Consider the following 17,117-nt stretch of genomic DNA (forward strand, 5'->3'; position numbering starts at 1 on the left):
CCACGACGACGTCGAAGGGCGCCCGTCCGGCTCACTCCCGGACGGGCGCCCTTCGTCGTCCGCCGAGGCGTGCCGCCCACCACCGTCGGACGGCGGGAGGTCAGGCGGCCTTGATGAAGGCCTCGACGGCGTCGGCGACGAGCTGCACCGCGATGGCGGCCAGCAGCAGACCCGCGATCCGCGTGACGAGCGTGGTGCCGCTCTCCTTGAGCACGCGGTGGATGGCGCCCGCGAAGCGCATGGACGCCCAGAGGGTGATGTGCACCGCCACGATGCCGAGGGCGATCGCCACCCAGTCCGCGCGGCCGTCGGCGTGCGTGACGAACACCATGGTCGCGACGATGGCGCCCGGACCCGCCAGCAGCGGCGTCCCGAGCGGCACCAGGGCCACGTTCACGTTGCCGTTCTCCGACGGCGCCGGGTCCTCCATCTTGCCGGTGAGGAGCTCCATCGCGACCAGCAGCAGCAGCAGGCCGCCCGACGCCTGGAGCGCCGGCAGCGAGATGTTCATGTAGTCGAGCACCTGCTGCCCGAACAGCGCGAACACGACGATGACGCCGAACGCGACGAGGATCGCCTGCCGCGCGGCGCGCTTGCGCTGGCGGGACGTCATCGTGCCGGTCAGGGCGAGGAAGACGGGCACGGTGCCCGGCGGGTCCATGATCACGAAGAGCGTGACGAAGACCTCGAGGAAGAGCTGGACGTCGAGCACGGCGTTCATGGTCCCACGAGCGGGAGGCGGCCCTGCGCCACGACGGCGGCCAGCACCTCCGGCGACGTCGTGTGCTCGCCCAGGCGGTTCGGCTTCCCGGCACCGTGGTAGTCGCTGGCGCCCGTGACGAGCAGCCCGAGCTCCACCGCGAGCGCCGACAGCCGCTCGCGCTGGGCAGGCGTGTGGTCGCGGTGGTCCACCTCGAGACCGGCGAGACCTGCGTGCGCCGCGGCACGGATCGTGTCGTCCGAGATCACGCGCCCGCGCGCGGCCGCCCCGGGGTGCGCGAGCACCGGCACGCCACCCGCCGCGCGCACCATCCGGACCGCCGGCAGCAGGGCCGTGGCGTAGTAGGGCACGTAGTACGGGGACCCCGTGGCGAGCATCGAGGCGAATGCCGCGCCCCGGTCCGTGACCAGTCCGACGGCGACCAGCGCGTCCGCGATGTGCGGCCGCCCGACCGTCGTGCCGGGCTGCGTCTGCGCGAGCACGTCGTCCCAGGTCAGAGGGTGGTCGGCGGCGATCCGGTCGACCATCTCCCGCGCCCGCTCGACGCGGGACCGGCGGATGCGCTCCCCCTCGGCCAGGAGTGCGGCGTCGTCGGGGTCGTGCAGGTAGGCGAGCAGGTGCACGCTCGCGTGGTCCGCCCGGCAGGAGAGCTCCGCGCCGCGTACCAGCGCGACGCCGTGCCGGACGGCCGCGGCCTCGGCCTCCGCCCAGCCGCGCGTCGTGTCGTGGTCGGTGAGGGCGACGACGTCGAGCCCGGCGCGCGCCGCGGCGGCGACGACGTCGGCGGGCCGGTCGGTGCCGTCCGACACCCGCGAGTGGGTGTGGAGGTCGACGCGCACCCCGCCAGGGTATGGCCGCCCGCCACCCCGTGCCCCGTCCCCCTCCCCCTCACCTCCCCTCACCTCCCCCCTCACCCGCCCTCACCTCCCCCCTCACCTCGACGAGGTCGAAGGTTGTGCTCGAGGTCGTGAGTTCTGACGCTCGACCTCGGGCGCAACCTTCGACCTCGTCGGGCATGGGTGCGGGAGGGGCGCGGGAGTGATCGGGTGCCGGGGTCGGGTGCGGGAGTGGGACGATGGGGCGCATGACCGAGGGCATGCGCGAGACGAGCGAGGGCGGGCCGGTCGTCGAACCGGCGGAGCAGACGGCGGCGGCGGGCGGTGCCGGCGCCGGCGCCGGCGCCGAGGAGCTGAGCGCGCGCGGGTCGCAGCGGTCGCAGCGGCCCGACTCGAAGGCGTTCCGCGAGTTCATCGCCGGCAGCTGGGCCGAGCGGGCGCACGTCGTGCCGCAGGCCGGGCCGGCGGCGCCGTTCACGGCCGCGCGTCGGGCGGCGATCTCGGCGCGCTTCCCGGGCGAGCGTCTCGTCATCCCGGCGGGCCCGCTGAAGACCCGGTCCAACGACACCGACTACCGCTTCCGGCCGCACTCGGCGTTCGCGCACCTCACGGGCCTGGGCAAGGACCAGGAGCCCGACGCCGTCCTGGTGCTGCACCCGGTCGAGGGGCCGGACGGCGAGCCCGGCCACCACGCGGTGCTGTACTTCCGGCCCGCGGCGGGCCGCGACACGGAGGAGTTCTTCGCCGACTCGCGGTACGGCGAGTTCTGGGTCGGCCCGCGGCCGACGCTCGAGGACCTCGCCGCGATCACCGGCATCGAGACCGCGGCCCTGGCCGACCTGCTCGACGCGCTCGCCAAGGACGTCGGCCCGGGCGGGGTGCGCGTGCGGGTGGTGCCGGGTGCCGACGAGGGCGTGCAGGCCGCCGTCGACGCCGCCCGGGCCGAGGCGACGACCGAGGACGAGGCGACGGCCGCCGACGGCGAGCTGCTCGAGGCCCTGTCCGAGCTGCGCCTGGTCAAGGACGAGCACGAGGTCGCGCAGATGCGCGAGGCGATCGCCGCGACGATCGACGGCTTCGCCGAGGTGGTGCGCAACCTGCGGCGAGCCACCGGCCACCGCCGCGGCGAGCGCGTGATCGAGTCGACGTTCGACGGGCACGCGCGCGTGGCGGGCAACGCCGTCGGCTACGAGACGATCGCGGCGGCCGGCGACCACGCGACCACGCTGCACTGGATCACCAACGACGGCGAGGTGCGGGCCGGCGAGCTCGTGCTGCTCGACGCGGGCGTCGAGGTCGAGTCGCTCTACACCGCCGACATCACGCGGACCCTGCCGGTGGACGGGGAGTTCACCGAGGTCCAGCGGCGGGTCTACCAGGCCGTGCTCGACGCCGCGGACGCCGCCTTCGCGGCCGCGAAGCCGGGTGCCCGCTTCCGCGAGGTGCACGCCGCCGCGATGGAGGTCATCGCCGCGCGACTGGCGGAGTGGGGGCTGCTGCCCTGCTCGGCGGAGGAGTCGCTGAAGCCGGAGGGCCAGTACCACCGGCGCTGGATGGTGCACGGCACGTCGCACCACCTCGGCCTGGACGTGCACGACTGCGCGCACGCCCGCCGCGAGCTCTACGTCGACGGCGTCATCGAGCCCGGCATGGTGTTCACCATCGAGCCCGGCCTGTACTTCAAGTCCGACGACCTCGCGGTGCCCGAGGAGTACCGCGGCATCGGCGTGCGGATCGAGGACGACGTGCTCATCACGGCCGACGGCAACGAGAACCTCTCGGCCGCACTCCCCCGGCGCCCCGAGGACGTCGAGGCGTGGATGGCGGGCCTGCTGGCCGACTGACCACCCGACCGACCACCCGCCCGATCACCCCGCGCGTCACCGGGCGCGGCGCCGGTCCTCCGGACCGAGGCGGCCGGCCTGCTCGAGCGCGCGGCGCAGCAGCCACTCGACGTGGGCGTTCGTGCTGCGCAGGTCGTCGGCGGCCCAGCGGGCCAGCGCCTCGTGCACGGCGGGGTCGAGCCGCAGCAGCATCGACTTGCGCTCGCGGCCCCGCGACGGCGAGGCGGGCGGGGGCCCCTCCCGCACCCCGTCCGCCTCGCCGTTCATCTCCGCCTCGTCCGCCTCGCTCACAGGTCCGTCACTGGTAGAGCGTCCCGGTGTTCACGACGGGCGTCGCCCGCGAGTCGCCGCACAGGACGACGAGCAGGTTGGAGACCATCGCGGCCTTGCGCTCCTCGTCGAGGTCGACGATGCCCTCGCGGCTCAGCTGGTCGAGCGCCATCTGCACCATGCCGACGGCGCCCTCGACGATGCGCGAGCGGGCGGCGACGACCGCGGCCGCCTGCTGCCGCTGCAGCATCGCCTGCGCGATCTCCGGCGCGTAGGCGAGGTGGCTGATCCGGACCTCGAGGATCTCCAGGCCGGCGGCCACGACGCGCGCCGCGACCTCGTGCGCGAGCTCGAGGGAGATCTGGTCGGTCGAGCCGCGCAGCGACTCGGCGTCGTCGGCGGCGTCGTAGGGGTACGCGCCGGCGACGTGCCGGACGGCCGCCTCGGACTGCGTCTCGATGAAGCCCTGGTAGTTCTCGACCGAGAAGGTCGCCTTGGCCGTGTCGGAGACCTGCCAGACGACGATCGCGGCGATCTCGACCGGGTTGCCCGTGGCGTCGTTCACCTTGAGGTGACCGGTCTCGAAGTTGCGCACCCGCACGGAGACCCGGCGGTGCGTCGTCAGCGGCGCGAGCCACAGCAGGCCCGGGCGGCGCACCGTGCCCACGTACCGCCCGAAGAACTGGACGACCTGGGTGGTGCCCGGCTGCACGATGGTGAGCGACGTCGCGGCGATGACGCCGAGGAGCATCGCGACCGCCCCGACCGCGGCGAGCGCGTCGTCCCCGGAGGAGTCCGCCTGGACGAACAGGGCGATCGAGCCGCCGATCAGGACGAGCATCACGACGACGCCGAGGAACCCGTTCGTGTGCCACGCGCGCCGCTCGGCGATGTCCACCTCCGTCGCGTGGAGGCCGACCGGGCCCGCGCCCGGTTCCAGCTGGGGGTCGCGTTCGACGACCGCGCTCATGGTCATGCCCTTCACTCGTGGGTCCGCGCGCCTCTGCGTGCGTCATCACAGTGATATCACATTGCGTTCATCGGGCGCCATGGGCCCTCGGTCCCGGCGTGCGCCGACGCAGGCGGAAGGGTTCCTACCGGATATCGGTAGGAACCCTTCGCCGCACAGGAGGCCGGGTCAGGAGGCCGGGTCAGGAGGCCGGAGGGGGAGCCGTCGGCGGAGAGTGCGGGTCCGGGGGCGCCGACGGCGCGGCGTCGGTCGGCTGGGGGCGGTACAGGCCGGGGACCTGCACGCCGCCGATCTCCGCGAGCAGCGCGCGGGCACGGTGCGCGACGTCCGGCGCGCACAGCAGCGAGTACGAGCCCGCCACGATCTGGCTGGTCGACGTGAAGTCGCGGCGTCCGCCCGTGAGGGCGTAGGAGATGATCGAGAAGAGGATGCCGAACGCGGCACCGATCGCCATCGCGGGCAGGATCGGCAGGAAGGCGCCGTCGGGGCTGGAGAACAGCGACAGCAGCAGCCCCACGAACAGGCCGAACCACGCCCCGGAGAGCAGGCCGGCCAGGGCCACGCGCGAGTACGTCAGCCGACCCGTCACCCGCTCGACCATCCGCAGGTCCGTGCCGACGATCGTCACGTTCTGGACGGGGAACTCCTTGTCCGCCAGGTGGTCGACGGCGCGCTGCGCCTCGAGGTAGGTGCCGTACGCGGCGACGAGCTCGCCGGTCGGCAGCGTCGGGACGCGCGGGGCGCCACGGCCGCCGGGGCTGTTCATGGTCATGTCTCATCCTCTCCCCCGGGCCGCGGACTCGCCACGGCGCACCCTCCGCGGAGCACGGCCCACACCAGGAACGACGATCGCGCGGCCCGAAGGGTTCCCGCCCCGCCGCGGCTGAGGGTCCGCTGGGAAACGGCCAGATGCCGCCCGATGGGGCCCGACCAAGATCATCGGCCTCTAGCCTGGCGGTGTCGCCACACGGAGGGAGCCGGCCATGCCACGCGCGATCCCCCAGGTCGTCCGCCGCGACACCCCGCGCCCGGCGAGGGTCGCGGCGACGACCGGGGCGGCCGTCGTCGGGGCCCTCGCGCTCACGGCCTGCGGCCCCGGCGAACCCCCGGCGGACCCCCCGCTGGACGCCATCCGCGCCCAGATCGAGGCGGCCCGGCCCGACCCGCGGCTGCGCTGGGACGCGGTCGAGGAGCGCACGGCCGCCTGCATGGCCGAGCAGGGCTTCGAGTACCACCCCGTGCCGTCCGGGCAGCCCGACGAGTGGCGCCTCGCCGATCCGGGCGACCTCGTCCCCGGCACCCGCGAGTTCGCCGAGCAGTACGGCTACGGGGTCCTCACGCTGACGCGGCTGACGCCGCCCGAGGACGAGACGCCCGACCCCAACATCGAGCGCCTGATGGAGATGTCCCCCGGCGAGCTCCCCGCGTACACGACGGCCTTGTGGGGCCCGCCGCCCGCCGTCGACAGCGAGCTGGGGCTCCAGGCCGTCTCGATCAGCGAGGACACCGTCGACCCCGAGGCCGACCTCGGCTGCCACGGCGACGCGGAGCGGGCCGTCGACGCCGGGGAGGCTGGGCTCGAGCCCGACGTCTTCGCGCAGCTGTCCGCGGAGATGACGGCGCTCGACGAGGAGACGGCCCAGGACCCCCGCCTCGACGGCGTGAACGCCCGGTGGGCCGCCTGCATGCTCGACGCCGGCCACCCCGACCTCGAGCGGGTCGGCGACGGCGAGGACGCGGTGCTCCGCGAGGTCGACGCCAGGCTCATGGAGAGCGAGCCGTCCGCGCCCGAGGGGGCGTCGGTGGCCGAGATGGACGGGCGGGCCCATCGCATCCAGCTCGACATGGCACCGTTCGAGATCGAGCTGGCCCTCGCCGACCTGCAGTGCCGCGACGAGGTCGGCTACGCCGCCGAGCTGGCAAGCGTGTCGGCCGAGCGACAGGCGGAGTTCGTCGCCGAGCACCGCGCCGAGCTCGACGCGTGGCTGGCCGCCGCGACCGAGGATCAGCCAGCCTGAAGGCCGCGCGCCAGCCCCGCAGTTACGCTGGCGCCGTGAGCAGCGTCGGGACCCGCGTCTTCGTCGCGCGCCTCGCCGGGACCGCCGTGTTCGACCCCATCGGCGACCAGGTCGGCCGGGTGCGCGACGTCGTCGTGCTGCTCCGGCCCAAGGGCGGGCCCCGGGCCGTCGGGCTGGTCGTCGAGGTGCCCGGGCGGCGCCGCGTCTTCCTGCCGCTCACGCGCGTGACCAGCATCGACGCCGGCCAGGTCATCATCACCGGCCTGCTCAACCTGCGCCGGTTCGAGCAGCGGCCGACGGAGACGCTCGCGATCGGCGAGCTCCTCGACCGGCACGTCGACCTCAAGGACGGCTCCGGGAGCGCCACGGTCGTCGACCTGGCGATGGAGCAGCAGCGCAACCGCGACTGGGTGGTCACCCAGCTGTACGTCCGTCGGCACCTGCCCGCCAAGGGCGGGCTGATCCGCCGCCGCGGCGAGACGCTCATCGTCGAGGTCGACGACGTGCGCACGCTCGCCCCGGGCGCGGGGGCGCAGCCGGCGGACCTGCTGCTGGCGTCGTACGTCGACCTCAAGCCGGCGGACCTCGCCGACGCGCTGCACGACCTGTCGGACACCCGCCGCCTCGAGGTCGCGACCGCGCTGGACAACGAACGCCTCGCCGACGTCCTCGAGGAGCTGCCCGAGGACGACCAGGTCGCCATCCTCACGGGCCTCGGCCTCAACCGCGCCGCGGACGTCCTCGACGTCATGCAGCCCGACGACGCCGCCGACCTCCTCTCGGAGATGCCCGCCGAGCAGGCGACCGAGCTGCTCGAGCTCATGGAGCCGGAGGAGGCGCGCGACGTCCGCCGCCTGCTCGCCTACGAGGACGACACCGCGGGCGGCCTCATGACGACCGAGCCGGTCATCCTCCCGCCGGAGACGCCCATCGCCGCGGCGCTCGCGCACGTGCGCCGCGAGGACCTCACGCCGGCCCTCGCGTCCATGGTGTTCGTCTGCCGGCCGCCGCTGGAGAGCCCGACCGGGCGGTTCCTCGGCGTCGTGCACATGCAGCGCCTGCTGCGCGAGCCGCCGCACGAGGCGATCGGCGGGCTGATCGACGCCGAGATCGAGAAGGTGACGGTCGACGCGCCGCTCGCCCAGCTCACCCGCCTGCTGGCCACCTACAACCTGCTGGCCCTCCCGGTGGTCGACGACGAGCGCCGCCTCCTGGGCGCGGTCTCCGTCGACGACGTCCTGGACCACCTGCTACCGACCGACTGGCGCGACGCGGACGACGACGAGACCGACCGCGCCATGACGGACGCCATCGGGCAGGGGGTGGACGGTGGCTGAGCGTCTCGACACCCCGCGCGCCGACTCGCGGCCGCTGATCCCCCGCCCCCGGTTCCAGCCCGACGTGTTCGGCAAGGTGTCCGAGGGCATCGCCCGCTTCATGGGCACGCCGCGCTTCCTCGTCTACATGTCGGTGTTCGTCGGCGTGTGGCTGGCCTGGAACACGTACGGCCCGGAGGCCCTGCGGTTCGACCGCGCGGAGCTGGGCTTCACCGCCCTGACGCTCATGCTGTCGCTGCAGGCGTCGTACTCGGCGCCGCTCATCCTGCTCGCGCAGAACCGCCAGGCCGACCGCGACCGCGTGGCCGCGGAGCAGGACCGTCAGCGTGCCGAGCGCTCGCTCGCAGACACCGAGTACCTGGCCCGGGAGATCGCCGCGCTGCGCATCGCCCTGGGCGAGGTCGCGACGCGCGACTTCGTCCGCTCCGAGATCCGCGACCTGCTCGAGGAGCTGGACCGCGCGCGCGAGGTCGAGACCGACGTCCCGGGCGCCGGGGACGATCGTCCGTCGGACCGGCCCGGCAACCGCGAGTAGCCTTCGATCGACGGATCAGCGCGGACCTGGGAGGTGGTTGCCGTGGACGGCGAACCCCCCAGTAGTCCGATCCGCTGAGCAGCGCGTCGCGCACCTCTCAGCACAGCCAGCACTGCCACTCGCTGCCGGCTCTGCCCCGGGCTGCCTGCCCTGGCGCGGCCTGTCCGCCGTGCCACCGCTCACCCGGGACCCGTCACCTCCTCGTGAGGACGTGAGGACCCCGTCATGTCCAGCATCTCGTTCCGCCCGTTCCGCTCGCTCGGCGGGCGCGGCACCCGCCAGGACGCCGTCGTCCCCGCCGTTCCCCCGGCCGCGCCCGAGGCGCCCACCGCCCCGGCCGGGAGCCTCGTCGACAGCGCGGTGTACGTCGACGGCGACGCCATCGGCTCGCCCACGACCCTCGCCGAGACCTACCAGGCGCTGCGCTCGGCCGACGGCGCCGTCGCGTGGATCGGCCTCTACCGTCCCGACAACCACGAGCTCGCGTCGCTGGCCGAGGAGTTCGGGCTGCACGAGCTGGCCCTCGAGGACGCGATCCTCGCCCACCAGCGGCCCAAGCTCGAGCGGTACGACGACACGCTCTTCGTCGTGCTGCGCGCCGCCCGCTACCTCGACGACGTCGAGGAGGTCGAGTTCGGCGAGGTGCACGTGTTCGTCGGGCCGGACTTCGTCATCACCGTGCGGCACAGCGAGGCGCCCGAGCTGTCCGGCGTCCGGCGTCGCCTGGAGAGCAACCCCGACCTGCTGCGTCTGGGCCCGGAGGCGATGCTCTACGCCATCCTCGACCGCATCGTCGACGGGTACGCCCCCGTGGTCGCCGGACTCGAGAACGACATCGACGAGATCGAGACCGAGGTGTTCAGCGGCGACCCGCAGGTGTCGCGGCGCATCTACGAGCTCACGCGCGAGGTCATCGACTTCCAGCGCGCGGCGCGCCCCCTGGCCACGGTGGTCCGCAACCTCATGGCCGGCTTCGCGAAGTACGGCACCGACGAGGAGCTCCAGCGCTACCTGCGCGACGTCGACGACCACCTCACCCTGGTCATCGAGCAGATCGACGGGTTCCGCCACCTGCTGCGCGACATCCTCACGGTGAACGCCACGCTCGTCGCGCAGCAGCAGAACGAGGAGATGAAGAACCTCAGCGAGGTCAGCGTCGAGCAGAACGAGGAGGTGAAGAAGATCTCCGCGTGGGCGGCCATCCTCTTCGCGCCGACGCTCGTGGGGACCGTCTACGGGATGAACTTCGACCACATCCCCGAGCTGCACTGGCAGCTGGGGTACGCGTTCGCCCTGGTGCTCATGGCCGTGGTGAGCGTCAGCCTCTTCGCGGTCTTCCGCCGCCGCCGCTGGATCTAGGCCCCGCCCGCGCCTCGCTCCCTCAAGTGGAGCAGGGCGGCGCCATCGCGCTCCAGTTGAGCCGATTCGCCAGCACCGCGCTCCACTTGAGGGGTGCGCGCGGGGCGGCGCGCTACTGGGTCGCGTCCGCGAGGACGCGGCGCAGGCGGGCCAGGACGGCGGGGTCTCCGTCCACCTCCAGCACGTCCGCCGACCCGCGACCCCACAGCCACCGGTCCAGGTCCCACGCCCGGCCGGCGACGAGGAGCTCGGCCGGCCGCGGGTCGTCGTCGGGGACGCGCGTCACCGCCGCCGCGTCCAGGTCGAACGCCGTGCCGCTGTCCGGTCCGACGCCGGTGAACCGCCCCAGGTCCAGCCGCCAGGCGCCGGACGCGTTCGTCACGCGCAGGGCGACCGCGACGCCGTCGGGCGCGAACGTGCCCCACGACGGCACCCCGTCGACGAAGACCGCCAGCACCTCGTCGACGCCGTCGACGGCGACCTCCACGGCGGGTGGACGGACCACGAGCCCGGCGGTGAGCTCGGCGTCGGCCCGGTGCACGAGCGCCTCGTGCGCCATCCGCCGCGCGACCCACCCGAGCGTCCCGCCGTCGGCGTGCCAGGACCAGGCGGGAGCGTCCGCCGGACGGGCGGCCAGCGCGGCCAGCAGCTCGGTGCCCGCCGTCGCCACGAACCGGCGCAGCGCGGCCTCGTCCTCGGGACGGTCGGGCGTGACGACGTCGTCCCCCGAGGCGCCGGCGGCGACGTGGGCCCAGAAGTGCTGCACCTCGCCGAGGTGCCACAGGAGGTCGCCGGCGGTCCAGCCTTCGCACGTCGGCACCGGCGAGTCGAGGGGCACCGCGACGAGCGCCTCGAGGAAGCGCTCGGACTGCTCCCGGATGACGACCAGGTACGCCTCGTGGTCCGGCCGGGACTCCCGCGCGCGCTCCATACCGCGAGCGTACGGCGACCCCGCCCGCCCGTCCTTCCGCCGAAGGAGACACCTGCCGCCGGAGTAGACACTCCCGGCTGTCTGCTCCGTCGGGGACTGTCTACTTCGGCGGGGCGGTGGGCCCGGGACCCCGTCCCAGGGGACCTGGCACGGCGCCACCTACGATGGACCCCATGCCAATCCCCACCGTCGAGCAGATCCATGCGGCCCTCGAGGGCGTCATCGACCCCGAGATCCGGCGGCCGATCACCGAGCTGAAGATGGTCCGCTCGGTCGACCTCGACGAGTCCCCCGACGGCGCCCGCGTCACCGTCGGCATCGACCTCACGACGGCGGGCTGCCCGCTCAAGGACACGCTCACGCGCGACATCACGGCCGCGGTCGGCGCGCTCGAGGGCGTCGCCTCGGTCGAGGTCGCGATGGGCGTGATGAGCGAGGCCCAGCGGTCCGAGCTGCGCACGATGCTGCGCGGCACCGACGCGGCGCCCGAGATCCCCTTCGCCAAGCCGGACTCGCTGACGCGCGTGTACGCGATCGCGTCGGGCAAGGGCGGTGTCGGCAAGTCGTCCGTGACGGCCAACCTCGCCGTCGCGATGGCGCAGTCCGGGCTGAAGGTCGGCGTCATCGACGCGGACATCTACGGGTTCTCGATCCCCCGCATGCTGGGCGTCTCGCAGCAGCCGACCAAGGTCGACGACATGATCCTGCCTCCCGTCGCGCACGGGGTGAAGGTCATCTCGATCGGCATGTTCGTGCCCCCGGGACGCCCGGTCGTGTGGCGCGGCCCGATGCTGCACCGCGCGCTCGAGCAGTTCCTCGCCGACGTCTACTGGGGCGACCTCGACGTCCTCCTGCTCGACCTGCCGCCCGGGACCGGCGACATCGCGATCTCCGTCGCTCAGCTCCTGCCGAACAGCGAGCTCGTCGTCATCACGACGCCGCAGGTCGCCGCCGCGGAGGTCGCCGAGCGCGCGGGCGCCATCGCCATCCAGACGCGCCAGCGGATCGTCGGCGTCGTGGAGAACATGTCGTGGCTCGAGCAGCCGGACGGCACCCGCCTGGAGGTCTTCGGCTCGGGCGGCGGCGCGGCCGTCGCGGACAGCCTGTCGCGGGCCACGGGCTCGGCCGTCGCGCTGCTGGGCCAGATCCCGCTGGACATGGCACTGCGCGAGGCCGGCGACGGCGGTACGCCCGTCGTCGCCACGGCCCCCGAGAGCGGTGCCGCGCGCGTCCTCGCGCACGTCGCCGCGGGCCTCGCCCGCCGCTCGCGCGGCCTCGCCGGCCGCTCTCTCGGCCTGGAGCCCGTCCAGCACTGACGCCCGACGGCGTGCCGCGCGCCCGGGTCCTCCGCACGGCGGACCGGCGCGCTGGACGTCGTTCCGAAGGACGATTCCCCGGCGGGCCTCGGCGTGCCTACCGTGGGGGTGAGCCCGAGGAGATGACCATGCCCGCACGCCGCGCCGCCCTGTCGTTCGTCGCCGTCGCCGCCGTCGTGTGGCCGCTGGCCGCCTGCTCGGGCGACGACGAGCCCGCGCCCACGCCGACGCCGTCGGAGGCCGACGCCGCGCCGCTCGAGGCGATGCTCACCGAGTACCTGTCCGACTGGTCGGACGAGGACCTGCAGCAGCGGCTCGCCGAGATGGAGCAGCTCGTCGCCTCCTGCATGAACGAGCAGGGCTTCGAGTACACCCCCGTGGACTACTCCGGGGTGGAGCTGGACCTCGGTGCGGCGCTCGAGCTCGAGCCGGGCAGCGTCGAGTTCGCCGAGCAGTACGGCTACGGCATCACCACCGACCCGTTCACGTCCGGCGACGCCGAGGTCGCCGACCCGAACGAGGACCGCGTCGCCGCGATGTCGGACGCCGAGCGCGACGCGTACCTCACGGCGCTGTACGGCGCCCGGTACGCCGACGCCGGCGCGACGGCCGAGGGCGAGACGCTCGAGGACTACGACTGGGAGCAGGCGGGCTGCACCGGCCGGGCCCAGCACGAGGTGATGGCCTCGGGCATCCAGGACGAGGCGTTCTCCGCGCTCCAGGCGGACATGGTCCAGATGCTCGCCGACGCCGACGCCGACCCCCGCCTGGCGCAGGTCTCCACCGACTGGTCCGCCTGCATGCTCGACGCCGGCTTCGACGGCCTGGAGCAGGTGGGCGACGGCGAGGCGGCCATCAGCGCGGAGGTCGAGGCGGCCCGCGCGGACGTCTACGGCGGCACGCCGGCGACGGCCGACGGCGACGACCCGGCCGCGGCCGCGCGTCGGGCCCTGCTGGGGGCCGCCGACGGCGGCGACCCCGAGCTGGACGCGGCGTTCGACGAGGCGCTCGCGGACATCACGCCCCGCGAGATCGACATGGCCGTCGCGGACGCGACGTGCCGCGCCGACGTCGGCTACGACGACGTCCGCCGTCAGGTGGACACGCAGTACCAGCTCGCGTTCCTCGCCGAGCACGCGGACGAGATCCAGACGTGGCTCGAGACGCTCTCCGGGGACTCCGGCCAGGACTGAGGCCGCCGACGCACCAACGAAACACGCCCGTCGCGCGTCATACGTGCGGGGGCGGTCGGCTCTGACCGGCCGGCCGCGCCCCACCAGAAACGTGTCCTGATCGTGATGCCAGTCCTGGGGTCTAGACGACACAACCAAGACATCATCCAGCAGGACGATCCGCGCCTTGGGAGCGGACCCATAGCGTCGGCGCGACGGAGCCACCCGACGGCCGGCTTCCACCGCCAGGGGGAAACGAGGAGAGATGACGGCCACACCGACCACGGCGCGACAGCGCACCATCACCGTCCGCGCACTGGTGCTCGGCACCGCGCTCGCCGCCGGCCTCACCGGCTGCGGTGGCGGCGACGGCGACAAGCCGAGCGACGGCGAGAGCCCCATGGGCGCCATCGACAAGATGTTCGAGGAGGCCTACGCGGACTGGGACGAGGAGACCTCGAACCAGCAGCAGATGCAGGTCGAGGAGCTCGTCGCCGAGTGCATGGCCGGCCTGGGCTTCGAGTACATCCCGGTCGACTACTCGGCGATGAACGCGGGCATGTCCATCTCGACCGACGACGAGATCCCCTGGGGCACGCTCGAGTTCGCCGAGCAGTGGGGCTACGGCATCACCACCAACCCGTGGGAGGACTCCGAGGAGAGCCCCGAGCCCCTCCCCGGTGACGAGTTCGTGGATCCGAACCAGGCCATCACCGAGAAGATGAGCGAGACCGAGCTGAACGCGTACTACGCGGCGCTCTGGGGCGAGCAGTCGATGGAGCCCACCGAGGACGGCGAGTACGTCGAGCCCTCGTGGGAGGAGATGGGCTGCTTCGGCTCGGCGCAGCACGAGATCTACGGCGACTCGGCCTTCGGAGCCGGCGAGGACGACCCGTTCGCCTCGCTCATGGAGGAGATGAACACGATGTGGGAGTCGGTCTCCACCGACGACCGCATCCTCGCCACCGAGGCCGAGTGGGCCTCGTGCATGGCCGACGCCGGCCACCCGAACCTCGCCAAGGTCGGCGACGCCGAGCAGGAGATCTACTCGCAGGTCGACCCGATCTGGAACGACGCCTACTCCGACATGCCGCCGGACGCGACCGAGGAGGACTACCGCGCCGTCGAGCAGTCGATCCAGGACCAGCTCGCCGCGATCACCCCGCAGGAGATCGAGCTGGCGGTCGCCGACTACACGTGCCGTGACGAGAGCGGCTACGACGACGTCTACTCCGAGGTGAACCTCGACCTCCAGCAGAAGTTCTACGACGAGCACAAGGCGGAGCTCGAGGAGTGGATCGCGTACCAGAAGGAGCAGCAGGGCTGAGCGGCCCGCCGCGGGCCTGACGGCCGACGACGGCGCCCCGGCTCCGGGCGCCGTCGTCACGCGGGAGGGAGCCGTCCGCTCGCACCACGAAAGAGGCAGCACGTGAGGGCAGTCACCGGTTCCACCCGGACCATCTGGATCATCGCGATCACGGCCGTGGTCTCGCTCGGCGCGGGCATCGGCCTGAGCCGGCTGATCGTCTCGCCGGCCGAGGCGGCCGCGAACGCCGCACCCCCGGAGGCGGGGCTGATCACGGTCCCCGTCGAGGAGCGGCCGCTGACGAACGACATCGTCATGCGCGGCGACGCGCTGTACGAGGACCCGGTGGCCGTCACGCTGGAGACCGGCGAGATCGGCGGCCCCGCGGTCGTGACGGGCCAGGTGCCCGAGGAGGCCTCGAACATCGAGGCCGGCAACGTGATCCTCGAGGTCACGGGCCGCCCGGTGATCCTGCTCACCGGCGAGCTGCCGGTCTACCGGACGCTGCGGGCCGGCGTCGCCGGCCCCGACGTGCAGCAGCTGCGCGCGGCGCTGGCCGCCCTCGGGATCGACGCGGGCGACGTGAGCAACAACGCCTACGACGCGAGCGCGGCCGCCGCGGTCCGCGCGCTGTACGCGAAGGTCGGCTACCCCGCCCCGACGTCGGGCGAGGAGGCGGACGGCGCGGTCAAGGCCGCCCAGGAGGCCGTCCGCGGGGCCGAGGAGCAGGTGGCCTCCGCCCAGCGCGACCTGAACGCCGCCGGCGACCCTCTGGCGCGGGTGCGCGCGGACGGCGACGTCGCGTCGGCGCAGGCCACCCTCGACGACGCCAAGGCGGAGCTCGCTGCCTGCCAGGCCAAGGCCGACCCCGAGGTGCCCTGCGCGAGCGCCGGCGTCGTGAGCGCCCAGGCGGCGCTGAACACCGCCATCGCCGAGCGCAACGCCGCCTACAACCCCGACACCGCCGCCGCACGCGCAGCCGTCACGGCCGCCCAGCGCGGCCTGACCGAGGCGCGCACCGCGCTCGCCGAGGCGCAGGCGGAGACCATCACGCCGCTGCCGGCGAGCGAGGTCGTCTACCTCTCCTCGACGCCGCGCCGCGTCGACGACGTCTCGGTCCGCCGCGGCTCCATGGTCGCCGGCACCTCGCCGGTGATGACCGTGTCCGGCGCGACGCTGCAGATCCAGGGCACGCTCGACAAGAACGACGCCGACCTCATCGTCGAGGGCACGCCCGTCGTCATCACGATGCCGGACGGCACCGAGGTGCCGGGCGAGGTCCAGTCGGTCGGCGCCATCGAGCCGGGCGACTCCGACGGCGGTGCCGGCGGCGGCGCCGGCGGTGGCGACGGCGGCACGGCGGCCGACCCGAACCGCCGGAAGGTCGTGGTGGTGCCGGGCGAGCTCAGCGAGGAGCAGCGGATGATGCTCCAGGGCTCGAACGTGCGGATCACCATCCCGGTGAGCTCGACCGAGGGCGACGTCATGGCCGTCCCGCTGGCCGCCCTGTCGCAGGGCCCCGGCGGGGAGTCCCGCGTCCAGGTGCTCGACGCCGGGTCGGACACCCCGCGCCTCGTCGTCGTCGAGACCGGCCTCGCGGCCGAGGGCTACGCGGAGATCAGGCCCGTCGAGGGCGACCTGAAGGTCGGTGACCGCGTCGTCGTCGGCCAGGGCGGATCGCTCGCAGACTCCACCCAGGACTCCTCGGACGAGGAGGGCGCCTCCGACGAGGAGGACGCCGGCGACGAGCCGACGGGTGAGGCGACCGAGGACGCGGAGGGATGAGCGAACCCGCGGTCATCGACCTGCGCGGCCTGTCGCGCTCGTTCCCCGGCACGCCGCCGGTGGAGGCGCTCCAGCGCGTGGACCTCGTGGTCCGCCGCGGGGAGTACGTCTCGATCGTCGGCCCGTCGGGCTCCGGCAAGTCGACGCTGCTGCACATCCTCGGCCTGCTCGACCGGCCGACCGCGGGCGACTACCTCCTCGACGGCGTCTCCACGGCGACGGTGAGCGAGAACGAGCGCGCGCACCTGCGCGGCGGGCGGATCGGGTTCGTCTTCCAGGCGTTCCACCTGCTCCCCCACCGCACGGTGCTCGACAACGTGCTGCTCGCCACCCTGTACAGCGGCGTGCCGCGGGCCGAGCGGCGCGAGCGGGCGCTCGCGGCCCTCGACCGCGTAGGGCTGTCGCACCGGCTGGACTTCCTGCCCACCGTGCTCTCCGGCGGCGAGCGCCAGCGGGTCGCGGTGGCGCGCGCCGTGATCTCGCAGCCGCACGTGCTCCTCGCCGACGAGCCGACCGGCAACCTCGACTCGGTGACGTCCGAGGGCGTGCTGGACCTGTTCGAGGAGCTCCACGCGGACGGCCTCACGCTCGTCGTCATCACGCACGACCCGAAGGTCTCCGCCCGCGCGCAGCGCCAGGTGCGGATCGCCGACGGCCGGCTGAGCGAGGTGGCGTGATGCTGCGCCGCCGACGCGCCCAGGCGCCCGAGACCGACCC

Annotated in this window: 16 protein-coding genes; 10 read left to right on the forward strand and 6 right to left on the reverse strand. The window is 73.8% G+C overall.

Translation table 11 applies throughout. From position 1 onward, the window contains the following. Window positions 1–100 precede the first annotated feature (100 nt). Entirely contained in the window at window positions 101–721 is a 621-nt protein-coding gene (locus tag AFE02nite_RS12120) for a MarC family protein (protein ID WP_034249934.1), read from the reverse strand. Further along, a complete protein-coding gene (locus tag AFE02nite_RS12125; protein WP_146819742.1) occupies window positions 718–1,560 on the reverse strand; it encodes a PHP domain-containing protein in 843 nt (280 codons plus the stop codon). Before AFE02nite_RS12125 ends, AFE02nite_RS12120 begins: the two co-directional genes overlap by 4 nt. A gap of 245 nt (window positions 1,561–1,805) precedes the next feature. On the opposite strand from AFE02nite_RS12125, the gene AFE02nite_RS12130 reads away from it, so the two are divergent. Next, window positions 1,806–3,401, forward strand: coding sequence for an aminopeptidase P family protein (locus AFE02nite_RS12130; RefSeq protein WP_261765603.1), 1,596 nt, complete (start codon window positions 1,806–1,808; stop codon window positions 3,399–3,401). 36 nt (window positions 3,402–3,437) lie between these two features. On the opposite strand, the gene AFE02nite_RS12135 is transcribed toward AFE02nite_RS12130, so the two are convergent. From AFE02nite_RS12135 to AFE02nite_RS12145, 3 genes are all read right to left on the reverse strand, one after another. Beyond that, entirely contained in the window at window positions 3,438–3,692 is a 255-nt protein-coding gene (locus AFE02nite_RS12135) for a hypothetical protein (RefSeq protein ID WP_222594415.1), read from the reverse strand. Between the two features lie 7 nt (window positions 3,693–3,699). Next, window positions 3,700–4,641: an SPFH domain-containing protein gene (locus AFE02nite_RS12140; protein WP_261765604.1), complete on the reverse strand. Its 942-nt coding sequence runs from the start codon at window positions 4,639–4,641 to the stop codon at window positions 3,700–3,702. A 181-nt stretch (window positions 4,642–4,822) separates the two neighbouring features. Further along, complete coding sequence (locus AFE02nite_RS12145) at window positions 4,823–5,413, reverse strand: general stress protein (protein WP_261765605.1); 591 nt, start codon at window positions 5,411–5,413, stop codon at window positions 4,823–4,825. Between the two features lie 211 nt (window positions 5,414–5,624). Between AFE02nite_RS12145 and AFE02nite_RS17460 the strand changes: the two genes are divergently transcribed. From AFE02nite_RS17460 to AFE02nite_RS12165, 4 genes are all read left to right on the forward strand, one after another. Further along, on the forward strand, window positions 5,625–6,659 hold the full coding sequence (locus tag AFE02nite_RS17460) for a hypothetical protein (protein ID WP_034245982.1): 1,035 nt from the start codon (window positions 5,625–5,627) through the stop codon (window positions 6,657–6,659). Between the two features lie 35 nt (window positions 6,660–6,694). Then, on the forward strand, window positions 6,695–7,996 hold the full coding sequence (locus tag AFE02nite_RS12155; RefSeq protein WP_034245980.1) for a magnesium transporter MgtE N-terminal domain-containing protein: 1,302 nt from the start codon (window positions 6,695–6,697) through the stop codon (window positions 7,994–7,996). Beyond that, on the forward strand, window positions 7,989–8,531 hold the full coding sequence (locus AFE02nite_RS12160; protein WP_034245979.1) for a DUF1003 domain-containing protein: 543 nt from the start codon (window positions 7,989–7,991) through the stop codon (window positions 8,529–8,531). The genes AFE02nite_RS12155 and AFE02nite_RS12160 overlap by 8 nt, the downstream gene beginning before the upstream one ends. A 225-nt stretch (window positions 8,532–8,756) precedes the next feature. Next, the gene (locus AFE02nite_RS12165) at window positions 8,757–9,890 is read left to right on the forward strand and encodes a magnesium and cobalt transport protein CorA (protein ID WP_034245977.1); all 1,134 of its coding nucleotides are present in this window, start codon (window positions 8,757–8,759) and stop codon (window positions 9,888–9,890) included. Window positions 9,891–10,002: 112 nt separating this feature from the next. On the opposite strand, the gene AFE02nite_RS12170 is transcribed toward AFE02nite_RS12165, so the two are convergent. Continuing rightward, a complete protein-coding gene (locus tag AFE02nite_RS12170) occupies window positions 10,003–10,821 on the reverse strand; it encodes a maleylpyruvate isomerase N-terminal domain-containing protein (RefSeq protein ID WP_052113656.1) in 819 nt (272 codons plus the stop codon). A gap of 173 nt (window positions 10,822–10,994) precedes the next feature. Between AFE02nite_RS12170 and AFE02nite_RS12175 the strand changes: the two genes are divergently transcribed. The 5 genes from AFE02nite_RS12175 (at window position 10,995) to AFE02nite_RS12195 (ending at window position 17,077) form a co-directional block, all read left to right on the forward strand. Then, the gene (locus AFE02nite_RS12175; RefSeq protein WP_034245975.1) at window positions 10,995–12,137 is read left to right on the forward strand and encodes an Mrp/NBP35 family ATP-binding protein; all 1,143 of its coding nucleotides are present in this window, start codon (window positions 10,995–10,997) and stop codon (window positions 12,135–12,137) included. Between the two features lie 128 nt (window positions 12,138–12,265). Beyond that, entirely contained in the window at window positions 12,266–13,330 is a 1,065-nt protein-coding gene (locus tag AFE02nite_RS12180) for a hypothetical protein (protein ID WP_034245972.1), read from the forward strand. Between the two features lie 244 nt (window positions 13,331–13,574). Then, window positions 13,575–14,636: a hypothetical protein gene (locus AFE02nite_RS12185; RefSeq protein ID WP_034245969.1), complete on the forward strand. Its 1,062-nt coding sequence runs from the start codon at window positions 13,575–13,577 to the stop codon at window positions 14,634–14,636. Between the two features lie 102 nt (window positions 14,637–14,738). Further along, a complete protein-coding gene (locus AFE02nite_RS12190; protein ID WP_052113655.1) occupies window positions 14,739–16,400 on the forward strand; it encodes an efflux RND transporter periplasmic adaptor subunit in 1,662 nt (553 codons plus the stop codon). Next, window positions 16,397–17,077 carry an ABC transporter ATP-binding protein gene (locus AFE02nite_RS12195; RefSeq protein WP_034245966.1) on the forward strand — a complete coding sequence of 227 codons (681 nt, stop codon included), beginning with the start codon at window positions 16,397–16,399 and terminating at the stop codon, window positions 17,075–17,077. The genes AFE02nite_RS12190 and AFE02nite_RS12195 overlap by 4 nt, the downstream gene beginning before the upstream one ends. The last annotated feature ends 40 nt before the right edge of the window (window positions 17,078–17,117 follow it).

The organism is Actinotalea fermentans (assembly GCF_007991475.1).
Lineage (GTDB): Bacteria > Actinomycetota > Actinomycetes > Actinomycetales > Cellulomonadaceae > Actinotalea > Actinotalea fermentans.